We start from the raw sequence: 26,834 nt of genomic DNA on the forward strand, positions 1-26,834 counted from the left end.
AATACAAAAATGACGCCGTTCCCAAGCAAGAAACGTCAAAGCCATGCGGGCTAATACCCTGCCAATCGGAAAGCCGCACACAAGATGGCTCACCGTTCAGGAGAAGGAAGAACAATGAAGAATTTATGTCGCGCAACCCTAGCTGTATCCCTTGCATCGGTTTCATTGCTAGCCCACGGCACCGCGCTGGCTCAGGCCGTGCCGGACAATGTCGATACCGACGAGCAGAGCGGCGGCGTCAATGTCATCGTCGTCACGGCGCAGAAGCGGGCGCAGAATTTGCAGGATGTGCCGGTGTCCGTGTCCGCTTTCGATACGCAGATGATTGCCGACTCCGGGTTCACCAACAGCCTTTCGATCGGCGACCAGGTTCCCAATCTTGAGATCAAGACGTTCGGTGGTGTCCCGAATATATTCATTCGCGGCGTCGGCAATAATGATTTTAACAGTTCATCGATCGGTCCTATCAGCGTGTATCGCGATGACGTCGTGGTGGCATCCACCGGCAGCCAGATTTTCTCGCTGTTCGATCTGGAACGGATAGAAGTCGTCCGTGGCCCGCAGGGCACATTGTTCGGCAAGAATGCCACCGGCGGTGCGATCCAGTTTTTCTCCAAATTGCCAGACGACCGGTTCGAGGGGAACGCCCGCTTCGGCTATGGCCGTTTCAGCCTGTTTGAAGGCGAGGTGGCCGCATCGCTGCCGATCACCGACGGATTCTCGGTCCGGGTCGCCGGCATGGTTCGCAAACGGGATGGCGAAAAATTCAACCGGTTCGACGGCACAGACGCGATCAATGTCGACGAAGCCGCGGCGCGCGCGATTTTCCGCCTGCGCCCCGGTCCCGATACCGATCTCCGGCTGACCGTCGGCGGGGGCCGGGATCGCAGCGACTATCTGGAAAACAAGCCGGTGGGCACGATCAACGGAGCCGATCTGTTCGGCTATACCGATCCTTTCCCCGACGACGAGCGCTTGCTCAATTTCAATGGCCCTTCACGCAATCATTCGGACAATGTTTTCGTCAATTTCGTTGCGCAGCATGATTTCGGCGACTGGTCGATCCGCTCCCTGACGGGCTATGACAAGAGCGACGTCGACAATGGCGTGGATGTCGATGGCGGGCCGTTCCGGATCGATGAAATCACCTTTTTGACGGATGCCGAACAGTTCACCCAGGAATTCCAGCTGTCCTATGACGACGGCACCCTCAATGCGATCGCCGGCCTCTATTATTTCTACGAGGATTTTGACGCGCGCAGCAATGCCGATCTGCTCGGCGAACTGACCTTCGCCCAGGGCGCCTTGCCGGTGATCACCCAGGCCACCCGCAAGAACAAGGCCTATGCCGCCTTTGGCCAGGCGACCTATTCGGTATTGCCCGAGTTGCGCCTTACCGTTGGCGCCCGCTATACGATCGACAAGGTCCGGTCGACCCATCAGGCTGACCTTATCTCAGGATTTTTCGATGACGATATTGCCAATGGCGATCCCATCCCGCTGGTACCATTCGCCAGGCTCAGCGATTCCTACAAGTCATTCTCCTGGCGGCTTTCGGCAGATTATGATGTCACCGATGACGTGCTGGCCTATGTCAGCGTTGACAAAGGGTTCAAGGCCGGTGGCTTCAATATCGGGATTATCACCGATATCGCGGAGCGCACACAGGTTGATCCGGAAACCCTGATTTCCTACGAAGTCGGCTTCAAATCGACCCTGTTCGACCGCAATCTGAGATTGAATGTTGCGGCCTTCTATTATGATTACAGCGATCTGCAGGTCCTGTCGGTCAACACACAGGCGGGCAGCGCCGTCCCGACCCTGGGCCTCGACAATGCCGCCGATGCGAAGATCAAGGGCATAGAAGTCGAGGCGTTTGCGACGCCGACGAACTGGCTCGATCTCGGCCTGAATTTCGGCGTCCTGGATGCCGAATTCAAAAATTACCAGTCCGGGGCGATTGATCCGGTTTCCGGCTTGCCCCGGGATTTCTCCGGTAACAGCATGCCGGGCGCGCCAAAATTCACCCTGTCGGCCAACGCCCAGGTTACCGTGCCAGTCGGACGCTTCGAAACGCGCTGGCGGGCCGAATATAATTATACCGGCAAGAAATTCTACAACAATGCCGAGGACCCTCTGATCAGTTCCGGAGAGGGCTACGGGCTGCTCAATTTGCGGGCCTCGCTATCCGATCCTGACAACGGCTGGGAACTGGCGGCCTGGGCCAAAAATGTCACCGATAAGGCCTATATTGTCGATGCGACCGATCTGCGCGGTTTCGGTTTCGTGCCGCGCTATTATGGCGAACGGGCCACCTATGGTGCCGAACTCCGGCTTACGTTCTAACCCCAGAAGACAGGATTTGACCATGGATATTGTGCCTGAACTGCTGACCACCCCCGGAGATATTGGCTGGTCCAATCTGGTGGAGGGAATCGATTTCAAGCTCTTCTTTGCCAGCCAGGAGACGGGCAGATGGACAGTGCTGCTACGCTGCCAGCCAGGCAGTTTCTTTCCCCGGCACCGTCACCTCGGCGCGGGAGAATATTATGTGGTCAAGGGCAAGATGGAATATCGCATGGGCGTGGCGCTCGAAGGCACCTATGGTTATGAGCCGCTGGATGTTATCCACGACCACACGGCTTTTCCGGAATATACCGAGCTCTATTTCACCAATCATGGCCCGGTCGTTTTTCTCGACGACGAAGACAATGTGACATCGATATTGGATCATTCTCTTTTAACCGAGCTGTCGAACGGATAAGCTGCTCCCGATGCATGAATATGAAAAGTCCATAGCGGATAATATCGCCGATCCGGATCGTTTCTGGCTGGAAGCCTCTTCGGAAATCGACTGGATTGCAGCGCCGACGATCGGCTGGGACGAGGACAGCAACAGCTGGTTTCCCGATGGCCAGCTGAACAGCTGCTACAATGCCGTGGACCGCCATGTCGACGGGGGCAGGGCGGACCAGAATGCGGTCATCTACGAAAGCCCGGTTACCGGACGGCGGCAGACATTTACTTATCGCGAATTGCAGGCGGAGGTTGCAAGAACCGCCGGCATGATCGCGGCGCAAGGCGTGGGGAAGGGTGACCGCGTGATCATCTACATGCCGATGATCCCGCAAACCCTGTTCGCCATGCTTGCCTGCGCGCGGATCGGCGCAATACATTCGGTCGTGTTCGGCGGTTTTGCCCCGCCGGAACTGGCGAAACGGATCGATGACGCCGAGCCCAGATTATTGCTCACCGCATCTTGCGGAATAGAAGGCCAGAAAGTCATTCCCTACCAGCCGCTGGTGGTCGAGAGTCTGGCGCAGGCCCGGCACCCGGTGCCAGCCGTGCTGCTGTTCCAGCGCGAGACTCTGCGCGCCGACCTCGGCGATGGCTGGGCGCAAGACTGGTCGGAACAGCTTGCCAAGGCCAAGCCCGCCGAATGCGTTCCCCTCATGTCCTCCGACCCGCTCTACATCCTTTATACATCGGGAACCACCGGAACGCCGAAAGGGGTGGTGCGCGATAATGGCGGACATGCAGTGGCGCTCGAATGGAGCATGCGCCATGTCTACGGCCTGAAGCCCGGCGAATGTTTCTGGGCGGCTTCCGACGTCGGCTGGGTGGTCGGCCACAGCTATATTGTCTATGCGCCGCTGTTCGCGGGTGCCACCGTGGTCCTCTATGAGGGCAAGCCGGTGGGCACGCCGGATGCCGGCGAATTCTGGCGGGTTATCGAGCGTAACCGGGTCTCGGTATTTTTCACCGCTCCAACCGCCATCCGCGCCATTCGCAAGGAAGACGAGGATGGCGCGCTCTATCCGGCAAGCAACTTGCCCTCGCTCCGGGCGGTGTTTCTGGCCGGCGAACGCGCTGACCCGGACACGATAAAATGGCTGGAAAAGCGTACTGGGCGTCCGGTTATCGATCACTGGTGGCAGACGGAACTGGGGTGGCCCGCGCTGGCAACTTGTGCAGGTCTGGGTGATGTGCGCCGTAAAGCGGGCAGCGCGGGTTTCCCGGTGCCCGGTTACCAATTTCATGTGCTGGACGACGATGGTAAGCCTGTATCCGGTGAAGGGGTGGGCAATATTGTGATAGATTGCCCCTTGCCACCAGGCTGCTTCAAAGGACTCTGGAGCAATGACGAAGGCTTTCAAAAAGCCTTTGCATCTTATCCCGGATATTATGAAACTGGTGACGCAGGCTTTTGCGACGCGGATGGATTCATGCACGTGATGGGCCGAACCGATGATATCATAAATGTTGCCGGGCACAGGTTGTCCACCGGTCAGATGGAAGGCGCGCTGGCTGAGGTTGACGGTGTGTCGGAATGCGCGGTGATCGGGGCCGACGATATGCTGAAGGGGATGATCCCGGTTGCTTTTGTTGTCGCTTCCGGACAGCAAAGTGAAGCGGAACTGGTCACCGCCTGTATCGCGCATGCCCGATCTGAAATAGGAGCTGTCGCATCGGTGAAGACCATCCATGTCGTTGGCGCATTGCCAAAAACGCGCTCGGGGAAAATTCTGCGTTCGTCGCTGCGCTCGATTGCCAATGGTCAGGACGTCACCATGCCCAGCACAATCGAAAATCCTGACGCGATTGAGGCGATACTAGCCCAGTTGGATGTTTCCGACCATTAGCGGTTCGTAGATCGAGCCTGCGAAATCCAGCGCAGCGGCTTGAGGGCAGGGAGATATTGTGCCTACGACCTGCTCCCGGCCTCATCTCCTGCTACGATCTCGATTCTCATTTCGAAGCGATGTGACGAACACTATCGACCTCGGATTTTTTGCCCGCTGCGATCACTAGCCCATTGACATAGCGATAGCGAACAGCCAAATGCGCAGAAACTTAAAAGAACGATACCGTTTCGTTTCGGGAATTATTAATGACAGAAACCCCTCTTCAGACTTCCTCCCCCTCTTCCCACAAAAGAAATTCCGACAATCCGGTCGATGAGAACCAGCTGCGAGGCGATAGCCCGGACGCAGACTGCGATTCCGCACCGGAGAACCAGTCGCAGGATGATCATGCTCCCTCGGTGACCGATCGTTCCTGGTTTCGCCCGTTGCTGATCGTCATCGCAATTGTGGCTCTGGCTTTTGGCGCGTATCAATTCTGGCTTTACCAGACGGTTGGAAAATATCAGGAATCAACCAATGATGCCTTTGTCACCGCAGATGATGTTGCGATTTCTTCGAAACTTTCCGGCTTTGTCGAAAAAGTCGTGGTGGCGGAAAACGCAACGGTCGACGAGGGTGCATTACTCGTCCAGATCAGGGCATCAGATTATGCAAACCGGATCGATGCCGCCGATAGCCAAATCGCCCTGGCCCGCTCCAATGAGGCAGTTACCCGGTCGAATATACGCGAGGCGCAAGCTGCGGTTACGGCCGCCGAAGCGGAAGTCGCTTCGGTCCAGGCCCGGATACAGTATCTCGAGCAGCAGATCAGCCGCTACCGGCCGCTGGTCGCTTCGGGAGCAGAACCTTCGACCCGTCTCGACGGTTTCACAACCGAACTTGCCCAGGCGATCGCGGCACGGCGAGGCAATCAGGCTGCGGTAAATCAGGCCCGGCAACGGGTAATGTCCCTGCAAGCCCAGACGGGTGCGGCCCAGGCCCAGATCCAGGCCGCCCGGGTGGATCGCAGCCGCGCCCGGGACGATCTGTCCGATACCAAGCTGACGGCACCGGTAGGCGGCCGCGTCGGCAGCCTGGCAGCGCGTGCCGGTCAGTTCGTCCAGCCCGGCCAGCGCTTGATGACCATCGTCCCCACCGGCGATATTTATGTGACGGCCAATTTCAAGGAAACGCAGATCGGACTGATGCGGCCGGGTCAGTCCGCCTCCATTGTGGCTGATGCGCTTCCGGGTGTCGAGTTTCGCGGTGTGGTCGAAAGCATCACGCCGGGAACGGGCGCAAATTTCTCGCTGATTCCTCCCCAGAATGCGACCGGCAATTTCACGAAAATCGTCCAGCGTGTGCCGGTCCGTTTGCGGATCGAAGCGGGGCCGGAATCGCGCCGCATTCTGGTGCCCGGCCTGTCGCTGGAGGTTTCTGTCGACACGAGATCAGGGCGCGATTCCGTGGCAGCTATTGAGCGCGAGCAGGCTGGCGACCGGTGAGCGCTGCCGCATCACCTCCCGCCGACGGTCTGACGACGTCAGGCTCCGCACCGTCACCGGAAAAAGCCGATCTGGGTGCGTGGATGGGTGTCGCCGCCGGGGCACTGGGATCTCTGATGGCGACGCTCGACATTTCGATTGTCAACGCCTCGCTTCCCACCATTCAGGGCGAAATCGGTGCGTCTGCGTCGGAAGGCACATGGGTGGCAACCGCCTATCTCGTTGCCGAAATCATCATCATACCGCTTACCGGCTGGCTTGAACGGGTCTTCGGATTGCGCCGGTTCCTGCTGATTGCGGCAGTCCTGTTCACGGCGTTCTCGACTATGTGTGGCCTGGCAGACGATCTTACGACGATGATCATTGGCCGTATCGGTCAGGGTTTTACCGGCGGTGCGATGATACCCACGGCGATGACCATTATTGCCACCCGTTTGCCGCCTTCGCAGCAGCCAATCGGAACCGCTCTTTTCGGTGCGACGGTGATCCTTGGGCCTGTTCTGGGGCCATTGCTAGGGGGATGGCTCACCGAAAATCTTAGCTGGCACTATGCATTTTTCATCAACGTTCCCGTCAGTGCCTTGCTGATCGGACTACTCATATTTGGCCTGCCTGACCAGAAAATGAATCTCGAGGAACTGAAATCGGCCGACTGGCTCGGCATTATCGGCATGTCGCTCGGTCTGGGCGGACTCACGGTCGTGCTGGAGGATGGACACAAGGAGCAATGGTTTGAATCCGCGCTGATATGGCAGTTGAGTATCGTCACGGTAATCGGCTTCGCGCTTCTGGCATTTGGCCAGTTCACGGCAAAAAAGCCGGTGATAAAACTGGCGCTCCTGAAAAACCGCGAATTTGCAGCAGTGTCGGTGCTCGCATTGATCCTGGGCGGCGTTTTATACGGAACCTCTTACGTCATTCCCCAATTTCTCGCCGCCATAGCGGATTACAACGCGCTGCAGGCTGGGCAGGTCGTCTTTCTCTCCGGCGTTCCGGCGCTGCTCATGATGCCCCTGGTGCCGCTGATGATCCGCACCATCGATCTGCGGCTCGCCGTGGCGCTTGGTTTTGGACTGATGGCCTTTTCCTGCTTCTGGGATGCTTCGCTTACAGCACAATCGACCGGCGCGGACTTTACGGAAAGCCAGTTGATGCGCGGCGTTGGCCAGATATTAGGCTTCATGTTCCTCAATCAGGCGGCGATCAGCGCGGTCGATGTCGATGATGCCGGCGATGCAGCCGGCGTGTTCAACGCGGCCCGCAATCTCGGCGGCTCGATCACTCTTGCCTTGCTGGCAACCGTTCAGGACACGCGCTGGGAGTTTCATCGCTGGAATCTGCACGCGAACCTGCAGGCCAATGATCCGGCAACGCAAGGGTGGTTTGCTTCGCTTGTAGAACAATATGGTGGCGGGACGGAAGGCATGACCGCCGCTTTCCAGATGATCGACGCCACCGTGACGCGCGAGGCGCTGGTGATGGCTTTTAACGACGAATTCTGGTTGCTGGCCATCGGCACTCTGTTGGTGACCACGCTGGCAATCTTCCTGAAACCGCTGCCCAAGGGGCAGGTCAATATGGCAATGCACTGATGACAATTTCCAGCATATTCAGAACCCTTTCCAAAAGCCTTTTGCTCTCGACGGCTCCGTTGGCAGTCGCAGCCTGTACGACAGTCGGGCCTGACTATTCCGGTCCGCCGGAAACGGCGGGGCAGAGCACCGCGCGTGGCGCATTTTTGCGCGCTCCGGATGAAACTGTGCCGCGCGCACCGGCTGCGGCCTGGTGGGAGCAGCTGGATGATCCGGTGCTTACCGGATTGGTAGAAGAAGCGCTTACCAACGCACCTTCTATCGATGCGGCACTTGCACGGGTTGCGCAGGCGCGTGCGGGATTGCAGTCGGCGCGCACCAATGCGCTGCCTGCAATCGGGGCGTCTGCATCCACCCCCTATATCAACATACCAGCTGAGCTGGTGGATCCGGAGAGTAACCGTGACCGCTTCACCGCGGAAAGCCTGAGCCTGGGCTTCGACGCGAGTTGGGAGCTGGACTTGTTTGGTGGAAACCGCCGCCGGGTCGAAGCCAGCAATGCGCGTTTTGAAGGGAGCCGGGCCAGTCTCGCCGATGCGCAGGTTTCGCTATCGGCGGAAGTTGCCAGAGTTTATGTCGGTTTGCGCGCTCGCCAGCAAATGAAAGCCATGTTTGCAGAGCAGTTGCGGATTGACCGTCAGCTGCTGGCCTTCGCCCAACAGCGTTATAAGCAGGGAACCGGCACCTTGCATCCGGTGGAGCAGTGGCGTGGACAGGAAATGCAAACTCTGGCTGAAACGGCGCGGAACGATATCGAGATCACGATCGCGCAGGACCAGTTGGCCGTTCTGGCAGGCAGGGAGCCGGGAGCATTTGATATTTTGCTGGCCGCTGAAACTCCGGTTCCGCTGCCACCGGATCAGGTTGCGATTGGCTCTCCAGCAGATATGTTGCGATTGCGGCCCGATATTCGTCAGGCGGAACGTAATCTAGCTGCGGCCAATGCCGATATCGGGGTCAACGTCGCAGAGCTGTTCCCGAAGATAAGTTTCATCGGATTGCTCGGGCTGGGTAGTGATTCCATCGGCGATCTTTTTGACCCGTCGCGCCTGATCGGTCTTGCCCTGCCGCGTCTGAGCTGGAGTGCCTTTGATGGCGGGCGTAGCCAGTTACGGGTTGATGCAAGCCGGGGCGCTTTTGCCGAAGCAGAGGCCAATTACCGCGCAGCCGTGCTCGGCGCACTGGCGGACAGCGAAGCTGCTCTGGCCCGGTTTGGCGGTACGAGAATAGCCTTTGGTCAGGTGCTCGAGGCCGAGGCTGCCGCCCGGCGCGGGGCGGCGCTGGACCAAATGCGTGCCGAGGCAGGAGCGATAGCACGATCGGATGCGCTGGCTGCGAACCGCGATTTGCTGCGTTCTCAAATGTCTAGTACGTCGGCGCGGGCCGAGCTTGCGGAAGCCTATATTGCCGTAAACAAGGCGTTGGGACTGGGTTGGCAGCAGGCCCCGTAATGGTTTCAGGGAAAATGATGCCGAATCGTTGGATATTGACACCGCGCTTCTGCGCTCTAATGATTGATCCGATAGCCGCAAAAGCGGAGAGGATCAAAGGGCATGGAACGGCGAGTAACGCTTTTGGAAAGAATATGGGCGTCTTACTTGAACGGTTTGACGCTTTCTTGTGGTGCCGATTGCAGGCGGCATCGCGATCGTTTCCTTCGGGGACGCAATCGTGACAGATCCGAAAGATCAACCCGAACCGGTGCAAACGAGCACCAAAACTGACGATATGGATGTCTGTTCCGTCATTCGCGCCGGTCGTCCGAGCGCCGAAGATGCCGAGGTTCTGACCGATCGTATATTGCAGGCAAGCTGGGAATTGTTGCTCCAGATAGGGTTTGAGAATTTTTCGATCGACAAGCTTGCCAAATATGGGAGATTTGGCAAGCCTACCATCTATGCCCGTTTCCCCGGCAAGGCGGAACTTCTCCGCGCGGTTCTGATGAAAAATATCAAGGAACGGACTCGGGGGTTGTTCGAAGGCGTCACGCATCATCATATCGACGAGGCTATCCCCGCTCTATGCTCAGATGGTGTGGAGTTTTATCATTCTCCGGAAGGGCGTCTGATGGAAAGGCTTATCGACTGGCTCGATATCGAAACGGAGGATGGCGGTGCTTCGATGCGGGGATGGAGTGCAGAAGTGGCGATCCACGATATCAGCGAATTGCTGGAGCGTGCTGTTCAACGGGGAGAAATCAGGATGAGCGAGATCAAAACCGCGTCGCTTTTTCTGATGGAAGGGATTTGCGGACATGCCCGTCTGGCTGAAGTGCAGGACAAGTTCGACCGGGAGCCGCATTTGCAATGGGCAACCCGTTACTGGGCAATGATCAAGAAGACGTTCTGCTTCTGATTCTCGGTGTGCGGGCGCGGCGATCTCGATCGCATCGGCGTCCAGGGGAAAATATTGCCTCCGGATTGCTTCCTTGTGGTCTTTGACGCCCGTTTCCACGTTTCGCAGGCACGTGACCTGTCATTTGGAATTGCCGATGAAAAGTGGCGGACAGGGTGGCTATCGCTCTTATGAGATAAAGCATTGTAATTCAATTATAATAATTCAGACTTTTCTTATTATACCCCTAGACATACCCCGATTTTCAAAAGCTGCATTTGATTTGCGTTTCACGCTAAAAGCGTAGTCTTCCGCTTGCGCTGAAACGGCTAAATCTAGTTTCGACCGTAATTTGTTATTGCTTGCTACAAAGAATAATCTGTTGCAGATCATATGATGTATGAACCCAACTATTTCGATAGCTTTCCGCGCTCCTGCGCCTGAGCTACTTCCCCTTATATCAACTTATTATGAGTTTTCCACGTCGGGGGATGAACCGGTTGAGGATTACCTGCATCCTGAGTGGGCCAATATCCGCTTGGCCCTGGATCGACCGTGGATTATTGGTCTTGATGCCGGGGGACAGCCAGTCCGAACGGGTGCGCGTGCTGTCCTGCAAGGACCGACTAGCAAGCCAACATATATAAAAGGTAGCGGAGCCAGTTTCGGGATAGGCATCTTGCCAATCGGTTGGGGGCGACTTTGGAATATCGATGCAAGCAGTATGGCGGATCGGATCGTCCCCTTGGCTTCTGTTCTGGAAGGACCGGAGGGCTCCGATTTTATTGGAGATATCGGAGCTGCAGCGGATATTGATGCACGTAAAGCCATTGCTGATCAGTTCTTGTTAAGGCGGATTGGAAGCAGACCTGCGCGACGTTCCTCAGACATAGTCGAAGATCTATTATCCCTCCTTGCTGACCCGGATATTGCTACCGTGGAGCAGCTTACCAATGGCCTGAGAATAACGCAAAACCAGCTTGCGCGCCTGTCTAAGCAGACATTGGGGTTTACGCCGAAATTGCTACTTCGCCGTCAACGGTTTTTACGGATGCTTGGAACCATGCACTCGCGCCCCTATGCGGAATGGCGTGAATTTATTGATCCGCAATATACAGATCAGAGCCATATGGTGCGGGACTTTCAATATTTCCTCGGCATGAGTCCAAGCGCGTATTTCAATTTGCCTAGACCCATATTGACTGCCGCAGCCAGAGCCCGGGCCGCGATGTTCGGCCAACCATTGCAGGGGCTTCACAACACAAATGGCAAGAAAACATAGATTTCATCCAATACGCATCAGCCCATTCGCAATATGGACAACACCATAAGTTGTTTACCAAATTTGTAATTTGCACCCGCATTGCTCCGCTTTTTTCGCCTCCGATTAGCCACTTTCAGGGCAGGTCGACGATCCGATGCATATGGTGGACGATAGGTGACAGAATGTGGTTTTTGTCTGGAGTAGAACATGTTGAAATTAGGTTCATTATTTCCCCTGGCGGCCGTCGGAATAGCGTTCGTCGCCGCACCTGTTTCAGCCAAGGGTCCGAGCCCCAAAAAGCTGATGGAGATAAGTGCCAGCTGTGCATATGTCGTTGGGATTGCCGAAGGTAATGAGGTCCAGTTGAACTATGGGTCGGCCGACTGGATGAACGTCATTCGCTTGATCGAGCAACAAACCGGTCTCGACGGCGAACAATCTCTGATTTCGGCCAAAGCGAAATATAACAAGCGGACCCGCGCTATGGGCGCTGATGAAGCATATAATTACATGCTCGGCCGTTCGAAGGATTGTGACCGGGAAATGGCCGTTTTTCAAGGAAGCTGACCGCAAAGCGAGTAGCAAAAGGAAACGGCGATCATGTCCATATCCCGCATTTTCGGCATTTCAATTCTATCCATGGTTCCGGCCATCGCCACCGCTCCTGCACAGGCGAGCGCGGATGATTCCGAGCTGATCTATGAATGCGCCCTGGCGCTCGATTTTGCTTCGTCAAAAGGGGTCCAGCATTCGGTCCCGGGCTCTCGTGCGATGGCCCATTTCGGCGAAGAGACCGGCAATGATCCTGCTGCCCGCGCACGGGCGGCAAAAGCGATTGATACGATCTGGGCTGACTATAAGAAAAAAAATGGCCGGTCGGGCCTGGATCAATATGTGCTGGGCATCGCGCAGGATTGCTCCGATCTCTATGACGAGCGGACGGAAATGCAATCCGCCGAGCAGGAAGGACAATTGAACTCGCTCGGAACCTTATCTGCGGCCTCTTTGCGCGCCTATATAAACCGCACCGGCGACTATGGCGCCGTTGCCGACTATCTTGTCTATCATTATCCCTATGGCAAGAGCATGTTCAAACCGAACGAGGATGGCGACCTTCTGGGAAATATTATCGTCGAAATCGGCGCAAGCGGCTTGCGCAAATTGAGCGACGAAGCGGTCTATACGATCGCAAATAAATTTTACTGGCAATATAATCCACCGGCCACGCGTCTTGTCTTTGCCGAATACCAGCGGCGTATGCGGATGAAGCGACAGTCGGAGAACGACGCCCGTCAATGGGCCCAGCGTGCTGCGGATGATCGTGCCCAACAGGCGCGACAGGCCAATGCACGTCCGGTGGGGTCTCTGGGCACTGGTAAACCATATAAGCCCAAGCGCGGAAGTGGTCTGGTTGTCTGCACATCCTACAGTGGCACGGGAGGCGGAACCGTCTGCAAGGAAGATTGAACCGGACATCATTCATTTATCCCAATCATTTATCACCAATAGAAAGTTTCCCGGCATGTATAAACTATTGTCAGTTGTTACCGCTGTTGCGGTTTTTGGCAGCACGGTCTCTGCCGTCAATGCGCAATCAGCCGACGCACCGGCGCACAATGCCGCCTTCGAACTCTGGACTACCAGTGGTGCGTCTCCGCAAACGCTTTCAGAAATGTTGACCTGTTCCGCCGTCTGGGAACGCTGGAATTCCTCTCTCCTCGAGAGGTCAGATCGCAAATTTACGGATGCGCTACGCAAGGAATTGTCTTCAGGCAATGCCAAAAAGCGGAAGATTTACTGGGAAAGGGTTGCCCGGCGGGAAATGGATGAGGACGACGATAGCGCCTATTTCGACGAACAGCGCAGCACAGCGGAGGAATATGCCAATAAGCTTACCACAGCCTATCGCGATCAAACCGACAAAGGCATGCAAAATCTGATGGAATGGCTGGCCATTTGCAAATGACCGGGTTGACGATATTGCGCAGATTACAGGGGCTTTTTATTATCTGGCTAAGCATGTTGCTCTTAGCCGCCGCTACACCGCTGGCTGCACGAGCTACTCCGCAAGGGGATAATATTACAGCACCCGCAGCACCTCGGACAATGCAACATGACCGAAAGACCGAGCGGGTCGACGAGCCATCGTGTCAGTCATTGTCTGCCCACGGAGGAAACAATAAAGACTGTTTAAACACAATCAGCGCTCTTTACCGGGGGCTGGATGGTCCACCGGATCATATCGCGGCACGGAGTCTGTCTGAACGGGCCTGTAGCGCAACGATCTCAGAGGGCTGCAACTTCCTTGGCGCCATGCAACAGGATGGCACTGGCGGACCGAAGGATGTCGGTGCCGCGGATGGCAGCTTTGAACGGGCCTGCCTTTACGGCAGCGGCGGCGGCTGTTTCAATCGAGCGCAGCTGATCGTCGGAGGACAAAGCCCGGTCAATGACCTGACCGTTGCAAGAGATTTCTACAGCAGGGCCTGTGATAAAAATGTGGTTGCTGCCTGCAATAATTACGGAGCAATGCTGCTCAATGGCGAGGGCGGGAATCAAGACCGGATTGCCGCACGGGCGATGTTCGATACGGCTTGCGCAGCAGGGAATATTGATGCCTGCACCAACTATGGTGACTTGCTGGTTACCAGCCCGATGAGAAAAGGGGAATCGGACGAGGGCACCAAGTTGCTAAACGAAGCCTGCAATGCCGGCCAGGCCAGAGCGTGTTTCATTGTCGGCACATTTTCGCATTATGGACGATTGGGTGATCAAACGGGCCCCCGCGACTACGGCGCAGCGCGGCGCGCTTATGAGATGGCTTGCAGATCCGGTCACACCGAGGCCTGCTTCCGGATTGCCCAGTTCCTATATGACGGAAAAGGCGGACCTCAAGATTTGTCTGAAGCAAGATCGTCATATGGCGCGCTGTGTCGGCAGGACGTTGGCACTGCCTGTTTTTTCTATGGCAATATGCAGCAAGTTGGCGAGGGCGGAGCGCTAGATATCTATGGCGGCAAAAAAGCGATTGCCAAGGGCTGCGACCTGGGTGACCCGACTGCCTGCGCAGCCAAACAATGAGATGCAGAAATTCTGGCAACGCCCCGCAAGCGGTTGGCGCCAATATCATTCGATGAAAATGGGAGGGTGCATTGGCTAAATATCTAAAAAGAATTGCTATAATTATATTGGCTTTTTTGTCGCTACCGACCATCGCGTCTGCACAAGCCATGTCCGATAAAACCGCCGGCACAGCATTGCAGATCGGCGTGTGTCCCGACGGCAGATATGAAAGCGGATGCAGTCAGGCTGATATGGAAAAGGCTGTGACCTTGGCGAATGATTATTTGATCACTCTTCGCAGCCGCTGCCTCTACCAAAGTGAATCGCGATGCTGGGTCATATCATCCGGCAGCTTTGCCAGCATGGAGCGTGGTGGCCCGATAATCTGGCAACATATGCAGCTAATGCCTACAGACGGGCCTGTCCATGAAATGATCGTCATTGCGGAAGGCATGTCGGGTGACGATATGAAACTTGTTACAGCACATCAGGTTTGGGGCTATTTTATTCCCCCTGACATGGTCGAAAATTCAGATGATGGGGTGGTATTCCATATTGCAGGAAATGTCGGCGGAAAGGGTAACGCCGATTTTGTGCTGGTGCGCACAAAGGAGAAATGGATCAAGATTGATATGGATCGCTGGTTCGAGCAGGTGAACGCCATGTTGCCTGCTGGATTTGCAATCCGGCAGAGCGTGAAAATTGATCTGCGTGAATTGTTCGCCAGTTCGCCAGTATGGCGAGAAGGTGACGGAGAATGTTGCGCGAGCGGAGGGACCGTGAAGATCGATTACATTATTCGGGCAGGGGTGCTAATGGTCAATCGACTGGCCTTTGATGAATCTACGCCCGTCGGCCAAACGCAATATATTGATAATCCAGACTCCGGGACTGCGATGCAGCAAAAGCAAGCAGAAGCTTCCCTGGACACTGACGATGCGGCTATAGCTGCAATAGATTCAGAACGTGCGAATGCAGCATTTCGTAAATATCAGAATTCCGATAACCATCCCGTTGAAATCGGTAAAATGTCCGAGTGTGCAGCCTATTGGGACCGATGGAAATACAGTGTTGATAGCATGAACAACGCTACCTTTGTTGGCGCACTTGATCCGGCGCTTTCGTCAAACAACGCCGAGAAGCAATCTTTCTTTTGGCTTGAAAAAGCAAAAACTAAAAACCGGTTGGAACAGGGCGATGCTGAATCTTTTGATGCCATTGTGGCAAAATCTAACGAAGCTGGCGATGAAGCATATGCCGAATGGGTGAATGAAGACCCAGGGTCCGGTTACAAACTGCTGAATATGCTCGGTGCATGCTATGCCGAGCTTGGCTCTGACATGTGACCAGGTGATGCGTCTGACCATCACGCGGCGCGATTTTGGGTTTTTGTTCCAGATCAATTTGAAGCGTGAGGGCTGCAAAGAATTCAAAATCGAAATTTGACCAAAAGTTCTTCGAGGATAATTTTATGCGTAAAGAAATTGCTGTTTTAACATCTATTGTTTTGGTCGCTGGAATTCTCACATCTCCGGCCGCACATGCTATGCAGCAAGATCAGACATGCCCTACCGGTGAACAGCTGAAACGCAACCTGGACGCAGCATATTCGAGGTTGGACGCATCCTATAGCGCTTACGGTATTTTGAGCTGGAACGAGGCGGGACCTTCTGTTCTTGCATCTGATAATAAAATCAATTTTGCGATACGCCAATGCACAAATATGCTGAGCAATTCTGGCTGCAACAAGTTGGATAAGAATGCACCCGAGTTTCATGACTGGAATGAATATTGGGATGCCAGATTCAAACGTGACATCTACGACAAATCCACACCCAACTTCAACACGCCAGGGATGAACCGTCCTCCGCCTACGTTGCTCAATTGGGCGCAGCGAACACTCAATTGCACCATTGACGGCCGCTTTAAAAAAATTACCGAAGATTTACGAAGTGACGCAAGTAGGGACCGCGACCTGTTGCCACCAAGCGCCTCCTACGCCGAGCACCAAATGGAACTAAGACAGCGAACCCAACTGACATCGGTGACAACATCGGTCTGCAATGAACTTATTAGGCGCTTAGGATCCGACAAGGGAAAAAGTTCGGGAGAGCTGGGGGAGCGCTGGTGGTCCATGCTTCAAGCCAGTTACCGGAGCAACAATAAAGCTTGCAATACTGTCCCCGTCAGCTTCGCCAGACAAATCGAAGCAGAATTTGCTGCCGCGGTTCCCAAACCCACACAGCCTAGCGCACCGAATGCGTCGTCCAACTCAAATTGGTGTGATAGCACATGTCAGCGCCAAAGGACGATCCGCGACAATACACCATTGCGCTGTTACGTCTCAAACGGTCGCCGGATATGTAATAAGTAACAAAGCGATTATGACTGAGCGCAGTCCCTGTAAGTCATTTATATCATTGGATAAATATAGTTGGCGGACAGTCCGCTCAAAGCCAAATCCGACCGGATTGCCGCCTATCCGCTAACGACCCAAAATCAGACATTAGGATTGGTAAGATTTCATAACTGCCTTCTGCGCACAATTTAGACCCTCCCAAGCGAGTGCCTTGCTTGGGAAAGCGGACTTGCCGTTCCAGACTATTAGATCATAACAACCCACCATTTCCGTTCAGCAAGACAAGTAGTTCAGTCGGTTTGCTTAGTCCAAGATCATTGCTTCGATCAGTGCGCGATTGGAGGCGAGAAGCGCCGCATGAAAATCTAGTCCATTGCTAGCAATTACGTTGGCTTGCAATATTAGCTGCATCGCTAAGCGCTCATCGCGCGAGCTGCCGGCGTTCGAGAACAACGCGGCAGCAATAGTGCCCGATCGGCATGGTGGAGGAAGCTCGTCGTCAAGTCCAATCGAAGGGCAAAATCGAGATCTAGGATCAAGACGGAACAGGAACTCCTGCAACTCGCCGTTATCAAGATCGTCCAACCATCCTTCTATATCTGTCATCTCGTGGTATGGGTTTTCAAACAAACCTGTGATAGCGCCCTCAGGCACGTCAGCGTTCGTCATGAATTCGGGAATAAATTCGGGCCATAGCAGAGACTCGTAGTGCCAATTATAGTGTTGCGGTATGAAGCTGTCCCAGCGCGAACTTATACTTGATTGAACAGCTAACGTGTCCATCTGCGGAAGCACCGGATAGCAGGCCCCAAAATCTTGAGCCTTGCCAGTTAGCCACAGGCCCGCTGGACCGTCCGGACGAGGTCTAATTTGCAGCCAGACTTGCCTAGGGACGTCATATGTAAATGGCTTCCAACCAAACCCATGTTCTTCGGAATAGATTATCTCCGGCAATCGTGCTTGAGGGTCGTCTGGCGAAATGTTCTTCATCACGAGCCATTCGGAAATGAGCTCTTGTTCATCTGCTTCGCATTCGTCAAATCGTTCTCGGCCGGAAGGGAGATCGTCCAAGAAGTCGTGGGGAATTGCAAAAATACGGCTCTCGTGCCGATATCCAGCGAGTCCAAGGTAGGTCGTAGGGAATTGCCACTCTTCGTCGTCGTGTCGAGTGCTGGGCTCGAAGCGATAGCTTTCATCGCTTCTTTGCCTATATTGATAGCGCGAAACTTCATCCGCTTTGCGCGAAGCTTCACCTAACGGTCCTCTAGAGTAGGCATCCCCGTTGTAGCGATCGAGGCTGCGAAGACGCACGGTGAATGGATCGGCGGGGTTCTCATCTTCATATGTCGGCTTCTCAAGATCATATGAGTGAATGGCAAACGGAGCCTGATCCATCGCATCCCACAGTTCAACAATATCGGTCTGCTCTTCGATGGCTTCGCAAATCCTGGCGACGTAGGCGACCATGAGGGTCTGTGCACTGTCTGACCGTAAAGGGACAGTGTTGAGCGCGGGAAGATAATTCGTCCCGCGTAAGACGTCGCGGCAAATTCTTGCGCGTTCCTTTTCCGAGGTGATGCTCCCGTCCGGATAAAGGCTTTTGGCGGCTTGCTCGATCAGCGCGGACCAGTCGGCGCCATTACTTGCGATGGGATCAGGCGCCGTTTCACCATCGAAAATAACATAGCGCTTGCGCTTTTCCCAACGGTCACCGTTCCATAATGCATCAAACCATTGGCGAGCCATGTTCTTCGGCTGTTTTGGTGACAGCTTCTCGGCAATGTCGCCAAGGCGTTTAGCGATCAGAACTGCGTCATCGCGATCGGTTCGAGACGACTGCCGCAGCTTGTTCATTAGCGATTGATTGGCATTCGCCTCGCGAGCCTCGTGGGTCGCCTTACTAGGCTTTTCGAATAGTTTGGAAGCATTAATAACATTTTCCATCCTAGTTCTCCTTAATGCAACCAGGCGGCGGTAACCACCGTGCCGTTGCTTGCTTCGATGACATAGGCATTGCGAAATTTTTCGAAGGCACGCGCCTGTGCACCGAGAAATTCTTCAGCTACCGCCCAAGAACGTTTGTCGAAGCGATAACGCAAAGTTCCGCCGCCGGATGGTGTTGCAGTGGCGAAATCCAATAAAAGTTCGACTGCAGCCTCCGGTATACAGCGACGTTGCATTTGCGCCTTGGCATGGCGGCTGAGGGGGGAAGGGTTATGGATGGAGTTAAAATAGTGCATAGCGAAGATTACATCCTGTTCGTTCGTGATGTCTTCTTGTAACGAGCGAGCTGCCTGCAACGCACGGACAGCTTGGATATTTTTCTGGTAATACGCAATCATTATTCTGGCAAAGTATCTGGCAATTTTGTTGTGGTGCCTTCGCCTTCATGAGGCTCAGGGGTTTCAGCCACCCAGTGTCTTAGCCTTCCACTAGCTGATCTGCTTTGTAGGAGGCGTCGTCGATACACTAGTCATGGCTCCAAGGGATCAGCTCTGCCAGTAGCCGCAACTGGTGTCCCTCGACTGTTATGGTCAAAGCTGCGCGATTGATTGGCGCAGGCAGAATATTGTGAGATCAGACAATGGCCGCTCTGGCAATTATCTGTGCCAGTAGTGGGCTCGCTGCCCTTGCGTCATAAAGCCGGCGAGCATGGATGCGTCCAATTACTGATCTCCAAGTTTTAATCATGCACCCCGAAAACTATCAATCTCTATCGCTTCGAATCGGTTTGGAAATGACGACGTTGGTCGGGAACCGCAACGTCCGGTCTCAGCGCATCCGACGGGCCATATAAGACCTAAGATAAGGGAGTTCGCCTAAAATCATAAGCTGTCGGCAGAATGATATCTACATATCACATTTCTATTGACTCGAGGCTTTACATGAGTGATAAGTAAATATCACAAAAGGGCAGGCCATGGATATTCCCACTCTAGATAATGTTGAAACGAATTTGCGGCACTGCCTGCTTCTGAAGGCGGATGATCTCTATTTTACCCTTGCAGAGCCGCATGGCCATGCGATGCGAAACGACTTTCTAGGTCTTACGGTCGAAGGGTTGGCCGAAGAGAATCTGTCAGAGAATGACATCGCATCGATCGACCTCGGCCGTTTTGCCGTCGCGGAAAAAATTCGCGGCCTTCACATGATGCTGGAAGATCGCCGTTTGTCGCTAGATAACGAGCATTTGCCGGATGTAGAGTTCGATCGGAATGACGCGCTCGACTTCCTTGAGCATTTTTTATCAACCCTTCCCAATGTTGCTTTAGGTGGCATCGATTTCACGTCAGCGAGAAATGGTGAAGTGCGCAAAGTCTACAACCTAGCCTATGCATGGCTAAATTTGATAGAGACTATTGAAGGAGCATTTTACGGCGAAACCGAATCCACATTGGCTGTAAACGACTTGGCACTTCTTACGGAACTGGACACGCGGACCGTTCGTAATCGTTGCGGACCTGGCAAAATAATCCGGACCAGCACAACGCGAGCCGCGCAGCAGCGTGGCAGAGCCTCTCCTGCATTTGTCTTTCTTCACTCACTTGACGCAATTGACTGGCTTAGGAGCCGAAAAGATTTTGTGATTTCCACGATAGATCCGGCTTGGCTTGCGCGGCAACTGCATGATGCCAACCCCGCCAATGCTACGCGTGGGCTGTTAGTGGCAAGCGTCGTGAATCTCGGCGCGCTGTCGAAAATAGCGCCGGCACACAACGTTACACCAGAACATGCGCGCGATTGGTTTGACGAGGGCCGCGCGCTACCACCCGCGACCAGGAATTCCCTCATCGAACAGCTCAGAATTACCAATTGATCCCACCAACAGGAGAATAAAGATGCACTATACAACCGGACTTTCTAGGCAAACGGCCGAGCTGCACTCGCTAATAATCAGCTGCGTAAACATTGACGAACATCCAAAAGGCCATTCGAAATATGTTCTTCGCTATCGCACGACATGCGGCGCCGAGCTCGCGGTAGAAAAACGAGCGAGAACGCCGCTTCTGTATTTCTCGCGTGCGGTCGCAGATGGTCGGATTGATGACCTCGAACCCGAATTGCTACCCGCCAGCAAGGAAGGTCGAAACAGTAATCTCAATACCCTTGAAACCTTTCGAAATAAGCCATTGGCTCGTCTGCGCGTCACCACGCTCGAAACCGCACGTAAGGCACTCGATGCCTGCGTGAGCCGGTAACGCCCTGCGAGTTTGCCCTCGATAGTCGTAGAGGGCGCGCGCAGCCGGCTGTCGCGGAAAACACCGGCTGATCGAGCCACCGCGTTACTTTACTGTGGTGTTCGATCCCCCGACGTCGGGTCAAGGCGTGACAGCTCGGAAAGACGGCAACTTTTATCGTCTAGCTAAAAGAGAAACTCCAAATTGGGGCAATGGCATTAACTTGGAGTCGGTAGATGAACGTTAGCGGCGGGAAGGACTTGGCCGCTGAGGCGGTAACATCTATTGTTATTAGCGCAGTGATAAATATTAGTTGCCTACCTCAAAATTGCAATCTGCCAAAGCGCCCGGATTTTCCATCTTGACCATCGGAACCAGGAACATCTTGAAGTTTCAAAAAATGGAAAAATTGAAATTGGCGCCCATTCCCGTTACCAATTTCTTTGAATTGGGCGTTGAGCTTCATGCGATTAGGGGACCGGCGACAAAAGCATCTGGAAATTAAAATCCGCCTATTCTAGTCCGATTGAGCAATCTATTGGAGGGTGATTTGGCACAAGCGGATTTAGGTGCGTTCGAACAATCGGAAATCGACAACTCAGAACACACGGAAATTTCGCCTTCCGCCCAGCTCGAAGCCGTTCTCGCTGATCAACTAGAGCACGCGGCAGCGGCATCGGACAAAGGCCTCCGGCCCTACGAAAGCCTGCGGAATCTCGGCGAGGTGATCGGCGGCGAATATGGCGACCGGGTCCTGTTTGAATTGTTCCAGAACGCGCACGACGCACACGACGAAGGGACTGTCGGCTCTATCCTCCTCAAGCTTGTGATCCACGGCGACGAGCGAGCAGACCTTTTTATAGCGAATACGGGAAAGGGCTTCACTTGGAGAAACGTCGACGCCATCCGGAACGTTGGGCTGTCTAGCAAGTCGGTTGGAGAGGGGATAGGAAACAAGGGTCTCGGGTTTCGTTCGGTCGAAACCCTCACCGACGACGTGAGAATCTACTCTCAGGCGGTTGCTAAAAGCGCGGAGGCGTTCGAGGGTTACTGCTTTCGCTTCGCCAATCGTGCCGAGATAGAACGCGCTGCGAAGCGAGTAACTTCGCCGCAGACGGCCGCCAAAGTGGCACGCGACCTGCCGCGATACCTCGCTGCGATGCCGATCCTGCAACAAAGCAACGACATAGCGGAGTTTGCGAAAGAGGGTTTCGCCACCGTCGTCCACCTGCCGATAAAGGGGCGGGCGGCGGTTTCTGTGGCACGCTCGCAAACCACCGCCCTAGCTGAGCTAGAGGTGCCACTGCTGTTGTTCCTAGATCGTTTGGAGAAGGTCGTCATTGAGATCCACGAAGGAGGCGACGTCACCAGGCGTAGGTTGACCCGCAAGGTCGTAAAAAGGCCATCACCGGTAGAGCGGTCGGACATCGAATACGAGATTGTCTCAATTGGGCCCGATCGCCGACGCTACATAGTCGCGCGGCGACCGGTCGACCGCGAGCGTCTCGGCGAGGCCGTCGAGGCGAGTATCGCCACGGAGGCGCAGTTAGTCAGATGGCGCGATTGGCAGGGTGACCCCAAGGTGTCGGTCGCGATCCCATTGGCGGCCATCGATGCCGAGCCTGGAAGGATCTATAACTTCCTTCCTATGGCCGCGGAGATGCCGTCACCACTCGACGGGCATGTCGACGCGCCTTTCTACGCTTCGATCGACCGACGGCGCGCAAACTTCGAGCTCCCACTCAACGCCTTCCTGCTCGACGAGCTCGCCGACACCGCGGTCCAGGCATCGCTCGAACTCAAGGAGATCTCTGGCCCGACTTACAGGAATGCCATCTTTGATCTGGCCGCTTGGGATCCAGAGGACGTGGACAGGCTCGCTCGCGTTTGCAAGGTGCACGAGATCGATTGGCGGAACCTCGAGGTCGTTCCCGAGGCTGAAGGCAAAGACGCTTGGTGCTCGTTCGAGGAAGCATACGTATGGGAGGAGAAAGGCTACCGTCTTCTGCGGGTGCGGCGTTTGGTCAAGGCAGGGGTCGCTAACTTGGCCGACCCAAACATAGGATCACGCCGTCTCGAGCGGATTTGCGGAATGCTGAAAACGATCCCACTCAGGGCTGTGCCAAACGAACAGGATTTGGCGGGATGGCTCGAAGCGGTAGCCGCATCGCTTGGATTCGACGGATCGTCGCCCAAAACCTGGGGCACATTCTACGAGGAATGCCGGAAGGCGCTTCCCTCAGTCCATGCCCTGAAAGAATTAGGCGGGAGGAAGATACTCTTAACGCGCGACGGTAGCATCAAGGCCGCCATGAGTATTGAAACGGAGACCCCGGTATTCGTGCGCGATGCCATCGGAAAGCGGAGGAAGGCGGAAGGGGCGCCGCTGCCGCCGAAGGCGCTCGCAAGCAAGTTCTCCATCCTCGACGACGATGTGTCGCTGACGTCCGAAGTGGTCGCGGATTTCATGAAGGCGGGCCTCGTAAGGCGATACGACGCACTGGAGGTCCTGGCAGAGCTTCCGGCAACCTTCAGCGAACGTCCTGCCCCCAAGAGACGGGAAGCAGCGCTTAAGTGGGCGTTCGAAGTTTGGCGTGCGGAAGGATCCAAGTGCCACAAAGTGTTGTCCACGATTGACCTTCACGTCGAGGTTGCGGGAGGATGGAGGCCGGCTCGCGAGGCACGCTTCTCCGACGGCTGGACAGCACAAGGAAGGAACCTAACAACTTACCTTGCCGAGGCTTCCGCCGTGTCCCCCGACTGCGCTAAGGCCGCCCAGATGCTTCTGCGCCCGGAAGCGTCATGGATCCCAAAGTCAGTGGCGCTCCGCAAGGACTGGACGGACTTCCTGCGCGCTGCCGGTGTTGAGGACGGTCTACCGCTCTTGGCAGACGAGACGGCACCACAAACCGGAGCACCAACCTATATATGGAACGCCTTTCTCAAGACCAAGGATATGGATAAAGGTCGCACCGCTGCTTGGGTGTCGGCTAATGCCAACGTTGACCTTCCTAACCCTTGGACCGCCTATTCGCGGCAAGGCGAGCTGTGGCGCTTTCCCGGACAACTCGAACACCGCAAACTCCCTCCGGAGGCGAGGCGCAGGCTGGCCGAGCTAGCCATGGTGCAGGTCGCACAGCGTGACGCAGGTTGGAAAAATTGGCACCTAGGCAGATACGAGCGTTGGGGAACAGAACGCAACGAGACCGAACTCCTGACGCCTGCGGCCGTCTTCCTAGCGACGTCACGCTGGATGCCGGTCGACAGCGATGACGAGCGCTTCCGCCGGCCAGACGAGCTCTGGGCGAGCACTGACGGGCGGCGGCGACCGCCGCGCTACGTAGATCGGCCGAGGGACAGGCTGGTCGAGATGATCGAGACCGACGAGGGCCTAGCGTCTGTCATGTTCTCCCCGCCAATCAACTTGCGTAACTGGTCTGACCCAGAACAGATACCGCTCAAGTTGGCAGCAATGGCGACGGGCGCTTCAAATCTCCAGCCACGTGAGCGCGTGGCTTTTCGTAAGGCCTATCAGCAAGTTTGGGGCGAGGTCTGTTCGTCCGAACTCGACCTGTCCTCCGACCTTCCCCTCGTTGTGCTTACTTCGACCGGTTACTCCGTCGTCGAAGGAGATCCTGACGCGCCGCCGCGGGTGTTCTTGACCGGCGATCCGCTTTTGCCAGAAACCAAGGCGGTCCTCGCGGCCGGAGAGGCGGTCCTAGAACTGTCTGAGGAGAATTTTGTCACGCAGGCTATAGCGAAGCTGCGAATTGGCGGCGGCTTCGATGCACTGCCGGTCGATGACGGACAGGTAGGGGTCCTTGTCGACCATAAGCCGATGGTCGTTTCCAACTCCGATCCGTTGCTAGCTGCGGACGGACTGGACTGGCTTCCTGAGGCAGCAGTGCTTGCCAACGAAGTCCTGGGGCAGGCCCTCGAACGTCAGATTCCGAGCGGCACGGTGGCGGAAAGGCTGCGGCGGGTGCGACTTCGCCGATGCAAAACCATCAGACTTTCGGTCGGCGCAACCGCGGTAGAGGAACCGCTCCGTTTCTACGCCCTTCCCGACGACGACCATCCTACGCTTGCGGTGGGCGACGGTGAGGAAATCACTTGGGCCGTTCTGGCCGATGCTGCTCCGGTCTTGTCAACACTCCTCGATCGCCGCATGCGTTCGTTCGAAACACTCCTGCTACGCCTTGCCGCCCGACGTCCGACACCTGATCCGAGATTGCGACCCAGCGACGAGGAACTCGCACGCGCATTGGGGTGCAAGGTCGATCTCGTGCACGATCACGCTTATGCGATGACGACGGACCATACGCTCATTTTGGAACGTTTCGTGCCGATCGTGACGTGCATCACCGACCAAGCGACAGCCGAATGGCTCTTCGAGACGCTAGGCACTTCCCCGCGTCGTTCCGAGATAGTAGAGACGTTAACTGGCATTTCCGAACGTCTTCCGTGCACTCCAGAAGAGCTGGTCGAGGAACTCGGTCGACCCGATCTCGCCGAAGTCCGTCGTAAACTCGACTTGAACTATGGCGACCTAAATCGGGTGCTCGCCTCGCTAGGCCATCCGATTCTTACCAACGAGAACGAGCTCAGGCGGCTGTTCGAGACTTGGAAAAGAGAGCTGTCCGACATTGCACTCGACCGGATCCGCAGACATTTCCTATCGGACTTCGAGGCTGGTCGCCCGCTGGATCGCTATGTCTCGATGCGTGAACTGGATTTCTTGGTGTTCCAGGAAAGATGGATCATCGACCGCGAGCATCTCGCCAAGGAGGACGTCCGTGCTTTGCTGAAGGCTAAACTGGATGAACTGCTGGGCTCGGATGGCAAGGGAGACTTGGATCCAGTCGAGAAGGTTCGAAGATTGTCGGCGAGGACCTTGCAGCGCTTTGTCGAGACGAACGCCGGCGTGGTCGGTGCCTGGTGTTTCGCGAATACCCTTCCCGACCCGTGGAAGGAAGGTTCGCTTGCCGCGGTGAAGGAGGTCGGCCGTAAGGGGCTGCTCGACTTCGTGCGGGTCGAGGAAGGCACTGAGATTGTGGTTATAGACCAAGCAGGTTTATGGCCTCGTGGCATGCCTCATTCGGTCGAGCCGACGGCCCTCGGACTGAACCCCGACGACCTCGACGGCGAGCTCGAACGCGAACGTCAGCGTCAGGAGCGCAACGAGGCGGAGAAGCGGACTATTAAGTTCGCAGACGTCTCGCTGGACACGCGCAATCAAGACTTCGCGAGGTTGCTGGTCGACCTCGCAGACGACCGTATGTTGAACGGCGACTGGTTGAAGCGCTCGCGTAGTCGATTCTCCCTTACGGAGCAGTCCGAACGAGTGGCTCGCAAGGCTGTGCGCGGTGGAGGCAACAGCGGTAGGCGCCGGTCAAAACGAGTCACGGAAGATATCCGCTCGGCCATGGGTTTCGCTAGCGAGTATCTCGCCAGCCGCTTCCTGTTGGAAAAGCATAAGGAAAGGTATGACGATCGCTGTTGGGTCTCTGAGAACAGGGGCTTAATCGAAATTGACTGGGAAGGCGATGACGCTCTTGGATTCGACTTCCGCGTTCAGACCGCCGAGGTCGAATGGCGCTACGAGGTGAAGTCGAACCTAGACGACGCCTTCGAGTTCGAGTTTTCACAGAACGAGATGCGCGTAGCGGCTGACTGCTCGTCGGACGGCACTCGAAAGTATCGCATCCTCTATGTCCCGTTCGTGTTCGATCCTACGCGATGGCGGGTAATGCAGCTGCCGAACCCGTTGAGCGCCGATGGCCGGGGCCTGTTTAAGGAGGTCGGGGCCGGGGCAACTCGATTAAAGTTTGACATCGAACGATGAGCGATAGTTGAAGGAGCGATTGAGTCGTCTGCACGCCACAACCCGAAAGACGGTTGTCGACCCAACTGC

General features: G+C 55.5%; 19 protein-coding genes. 17 read left to right on the forward strand and 2 right to left on the reverse strand.

All coding sequences use genetic code 11. The features are described from left to right. Window positions 1-114 precede the first annotated feature (114 nt). The 14 genes from BOSE62_RS04745 (at window position 115) to BOSE62_RS04810 (ending at window position 16,757) form a co-directional block, all read left to right on the forward strand. A complete protein-coding gene (locus tag BOSE62_RS04745) occupies window positions 115-2,346 on the forward strand; it encodes a TonB-dependent receptor (RefSeq protein ID WP_159642531.1) in 2,232 nt (743 codons plus the stop codon). Between the two features lie 22 nt (window positions 2,347-2,368). Continuing rightward, window positions 2,369-2,764 (forward strand): 2,4'-dihydroxyacetophenone dioxygenase family protein, encoded by a 396-nt coding sequence (locus BOSE62_RS04750; protein ID WP_159642533.1) that lies wholly within the window; start codon window positions 2,369-2,371, stop codon window positions 2,762-2,764. A gap of 10 nt (window positions 2,765-2,774) precedes the next feature. Continuing rightward, window positions 2,775-4,643: an AMP-binding protein gene (locus BOSE62_RS04755; protein WP_159642535.1), complete on the forward strand. Its 1,869-nt coding sequence runs from the start codon at window positions 2,775-2,777 to the stop codon at window positions 4,641-4,643. A 248-nt stretch (window positions 4,644-4,891) separates the two neighbouring features. Beyond that, window positions 4,892-6,130, forward strand: a complete 1,239-nt coding sequence (locus BOSE62_RS04760; RefSeq protein ID WP_159642537.1) for an HlyD family secretion protein — start codon at window positions 4,892-4,894, stop codon at window positions 6,128-6,130. Further along, complete coding sequence (locus BOSE62_RS04765; RefSeq protein WP_443028804.1) at window positions 6,127-7,722, forward strand: DHA2 family efflux MFS transporter permease subunit; 1,596 nt, start codon at window positions 6,127-6,129, stop codon at window positions 7,720-7,722. Before BOSE62_RS04760 ends, BOSE62_RS04765 begins: the two co-directional genes overlap by 4 nt. After that, a complete protein-coding gene (locus BOSE62_RS04770) occupies window positions 7,722-9,173 on the forward strand; it encodes an efflux transporter outer membrane subunit (RefSeq protein WP_159642539.1) in 1,452 nt (483 codons plus the stop codon). The genes BOSE62_RS04765 and BOSE62_RS04770 overlap by 1 nt, the downstream gene beginning before the upstream one ends. Window positions 9,174-9,393: 220 nt before the next feature. Continuing rightward, the gene (locus BOSE62_RS04775) at window positions 9,394-10,077 is read left to right on the forward strand and encodes a TetR/AcrR family transcriptional regulator (protein WP_159642541.1); all 684 of its coding nucleotides are present in this window, start codon (window positions 9,394-9,396) and stop codon (window positions 10,075-10,077) included. Window positions 10,078-10,456: 379 nt separating this feature from the next. Next, a complete protein-coding gene (locus tag BOSE62_RS04780) occupies window positions 10,457-11,338 on the forward strand; it encodes a hypothetical protein (RefSeq protein WP_159642543.1) in 882 nt (293 codons plus the stop codon). 189 nt (window positions 11,339-11,527) lie between these two features. Beyond that, on the forward strand, window positions 11,528-11,887 hold the full coding sequence (locus BOSE62_RS04785; protein WP_159642545.1) for a hypothetical protein: 360 nt from the start codon (window positions 11,528-11,530) through the stop codon (window positions 11,885-11,887). A gap of 33 nt (window positions 11,888-11,920) precedes the next feature. Next, window positions 11,921-12,787, forward strand: coding sequence for a hypothetical protein (locus BOSE62_RS04790; RefSeq protein WP_159642547.1), 867 nt, complete (start codon window positions 11,921-11,923; stop codon window positions 12,785-12,787). Continuing rightward, complete coding sequence (locus tag BOSE62_RS04795) at window positions 12,732-13,286, forward strand: hypothetical protein (protein WP_236553840.1); 555 nt, start codon at window positions 12,732-12,734, stop codon at window positions 13,284-13,286. Before BOSE62_RS04790 ends, BOSE62_RS04795 begins: the two co-directional genes overlap by 56 nt. 347 nt (window positions 13,287-13,633) lie before the next feature. After that, complete coding sequence (locus tag BOSE62_RS04800; RefSeq protein ID WP_159642549.1) at window positions 13,634-14,401, forward strand: tetratricopeptide repeat protein; 768 nt, start codon at window positions 13,634-13,636, stop codon at window positions 14,399-14,401. Window positions 14,402-14,472: 71 nt separating this feature from the next. Further along, a complete protein-coding gene (locus BOSE62_RS04805; protein WP_159642551.1) occupies window positions 14,473-15,729 on the forward strand; it encodes a hypothetical protein in 1,257 nt (418 codons plus the stop codon). A gap of 125 nt (window positions 15,730-15,854) precedes the next feature. Next, window positions 15,855-16,757 carry a hypothetical protein gene (locus BOSE62_RS04810; RefSeq protein ID WP_159642553.1) on the forward strand — a complete coding sequence of 301 codons (903 nt, stop codon included), beginning with the start codon at window positions 15,855-15,857 and terminating at the stop codon, window positions 16,755-16,757. Between the two features lie 288 nt (window positions 16,758-17,045). Here BOSE62_RS04810 and BOSE62_RS04815 read toward each other — a convergent pair whose 3' ends face one another. Together BOSE62_RS04815 and BOSE62_RS04820 are read right to left on the reverse strand one after the other, a co-directional pair. Continuing rightward, window positions 17,046-18,686 (reverse strand): hypothetical protein, encoded by a 1,641-nt coding sequence (locus BOSE62_RS04815; protein ID WP_159642555.1) that lies wholly within the window; start codon window positions 18,684-18,686, stop codon window positions 17,046-17,048. A gap of 11 nt (window positions 18,687-18,697) precedes the next feature. After that, on the reverse strand, window positions 18,698-19,084 hold the full coding sequence (locus BOSE62_RS04820; RefSeq protein WP_159642557.1) for a hypothetical protein: 387 nt from the start codon (window positions 19,082-19,084) through the stop codon (window positions 18,698-18,700). A gap of 578 nt (window positions 19,085-19,662) precedes the next feature. On the opposite strand from BOSE62_RS04820, the gene BOSE62_RS04825 reads away from it, so the two are divergent. The 3 genes from BOSE62_RS04825 (at window position 19,663) to BOSE62_RS04835 (ending at window position 26,765) form a co-directional block, all read left to right on the forward strand. Continuing rightward, on the forward strand, window positions 19,663-20,559 hold the full coding sequence (locus BOSE62_RS04825; RefSeq protein ID WP_159642559.1) for a hypothetical protein: 897 nt from the start codon (window positions 19,663-19,665) through the stop codon (window positions 20,557-20,559). A gap of 22 nt (window positions 20,560-20,581) precedes the next feature. Further along, entirely contained in the window at window positions 20,582-20,941 is a 360-nt protein-coding gene (locus tag BOSE62_RS04830; protein ID WP_159642561.1) for a hypothetical protein, read from the forward strand. 529 nt (window positions 20,942-21,470) lie between these two features. Next, a complete protein-coding gene (locus BOSE62_RS04835; protein WP_159642563.1) occupies window positions 21,471-26,765 on the forward strand; it encodes a sacsin N-terminal ATP-binding-like domain-containing protein in 5,295 nt (1,764 codons plus the stop codon). Window positions 26,766-26,834: the final 69 nt, after the last annotated feature.

Origin of the sequence: Sphingorhabdus sp. 109, from assembly GCF_902506555.1 — a bacterium.
In the GTDB taxonomy this organism is placed as follows: domain Bacteria; phylum Pseudomonadota; class Alphaproteobacteria; order Sphingomonadales; family Sphingomonadaceae; genus Parasphingorhabdus.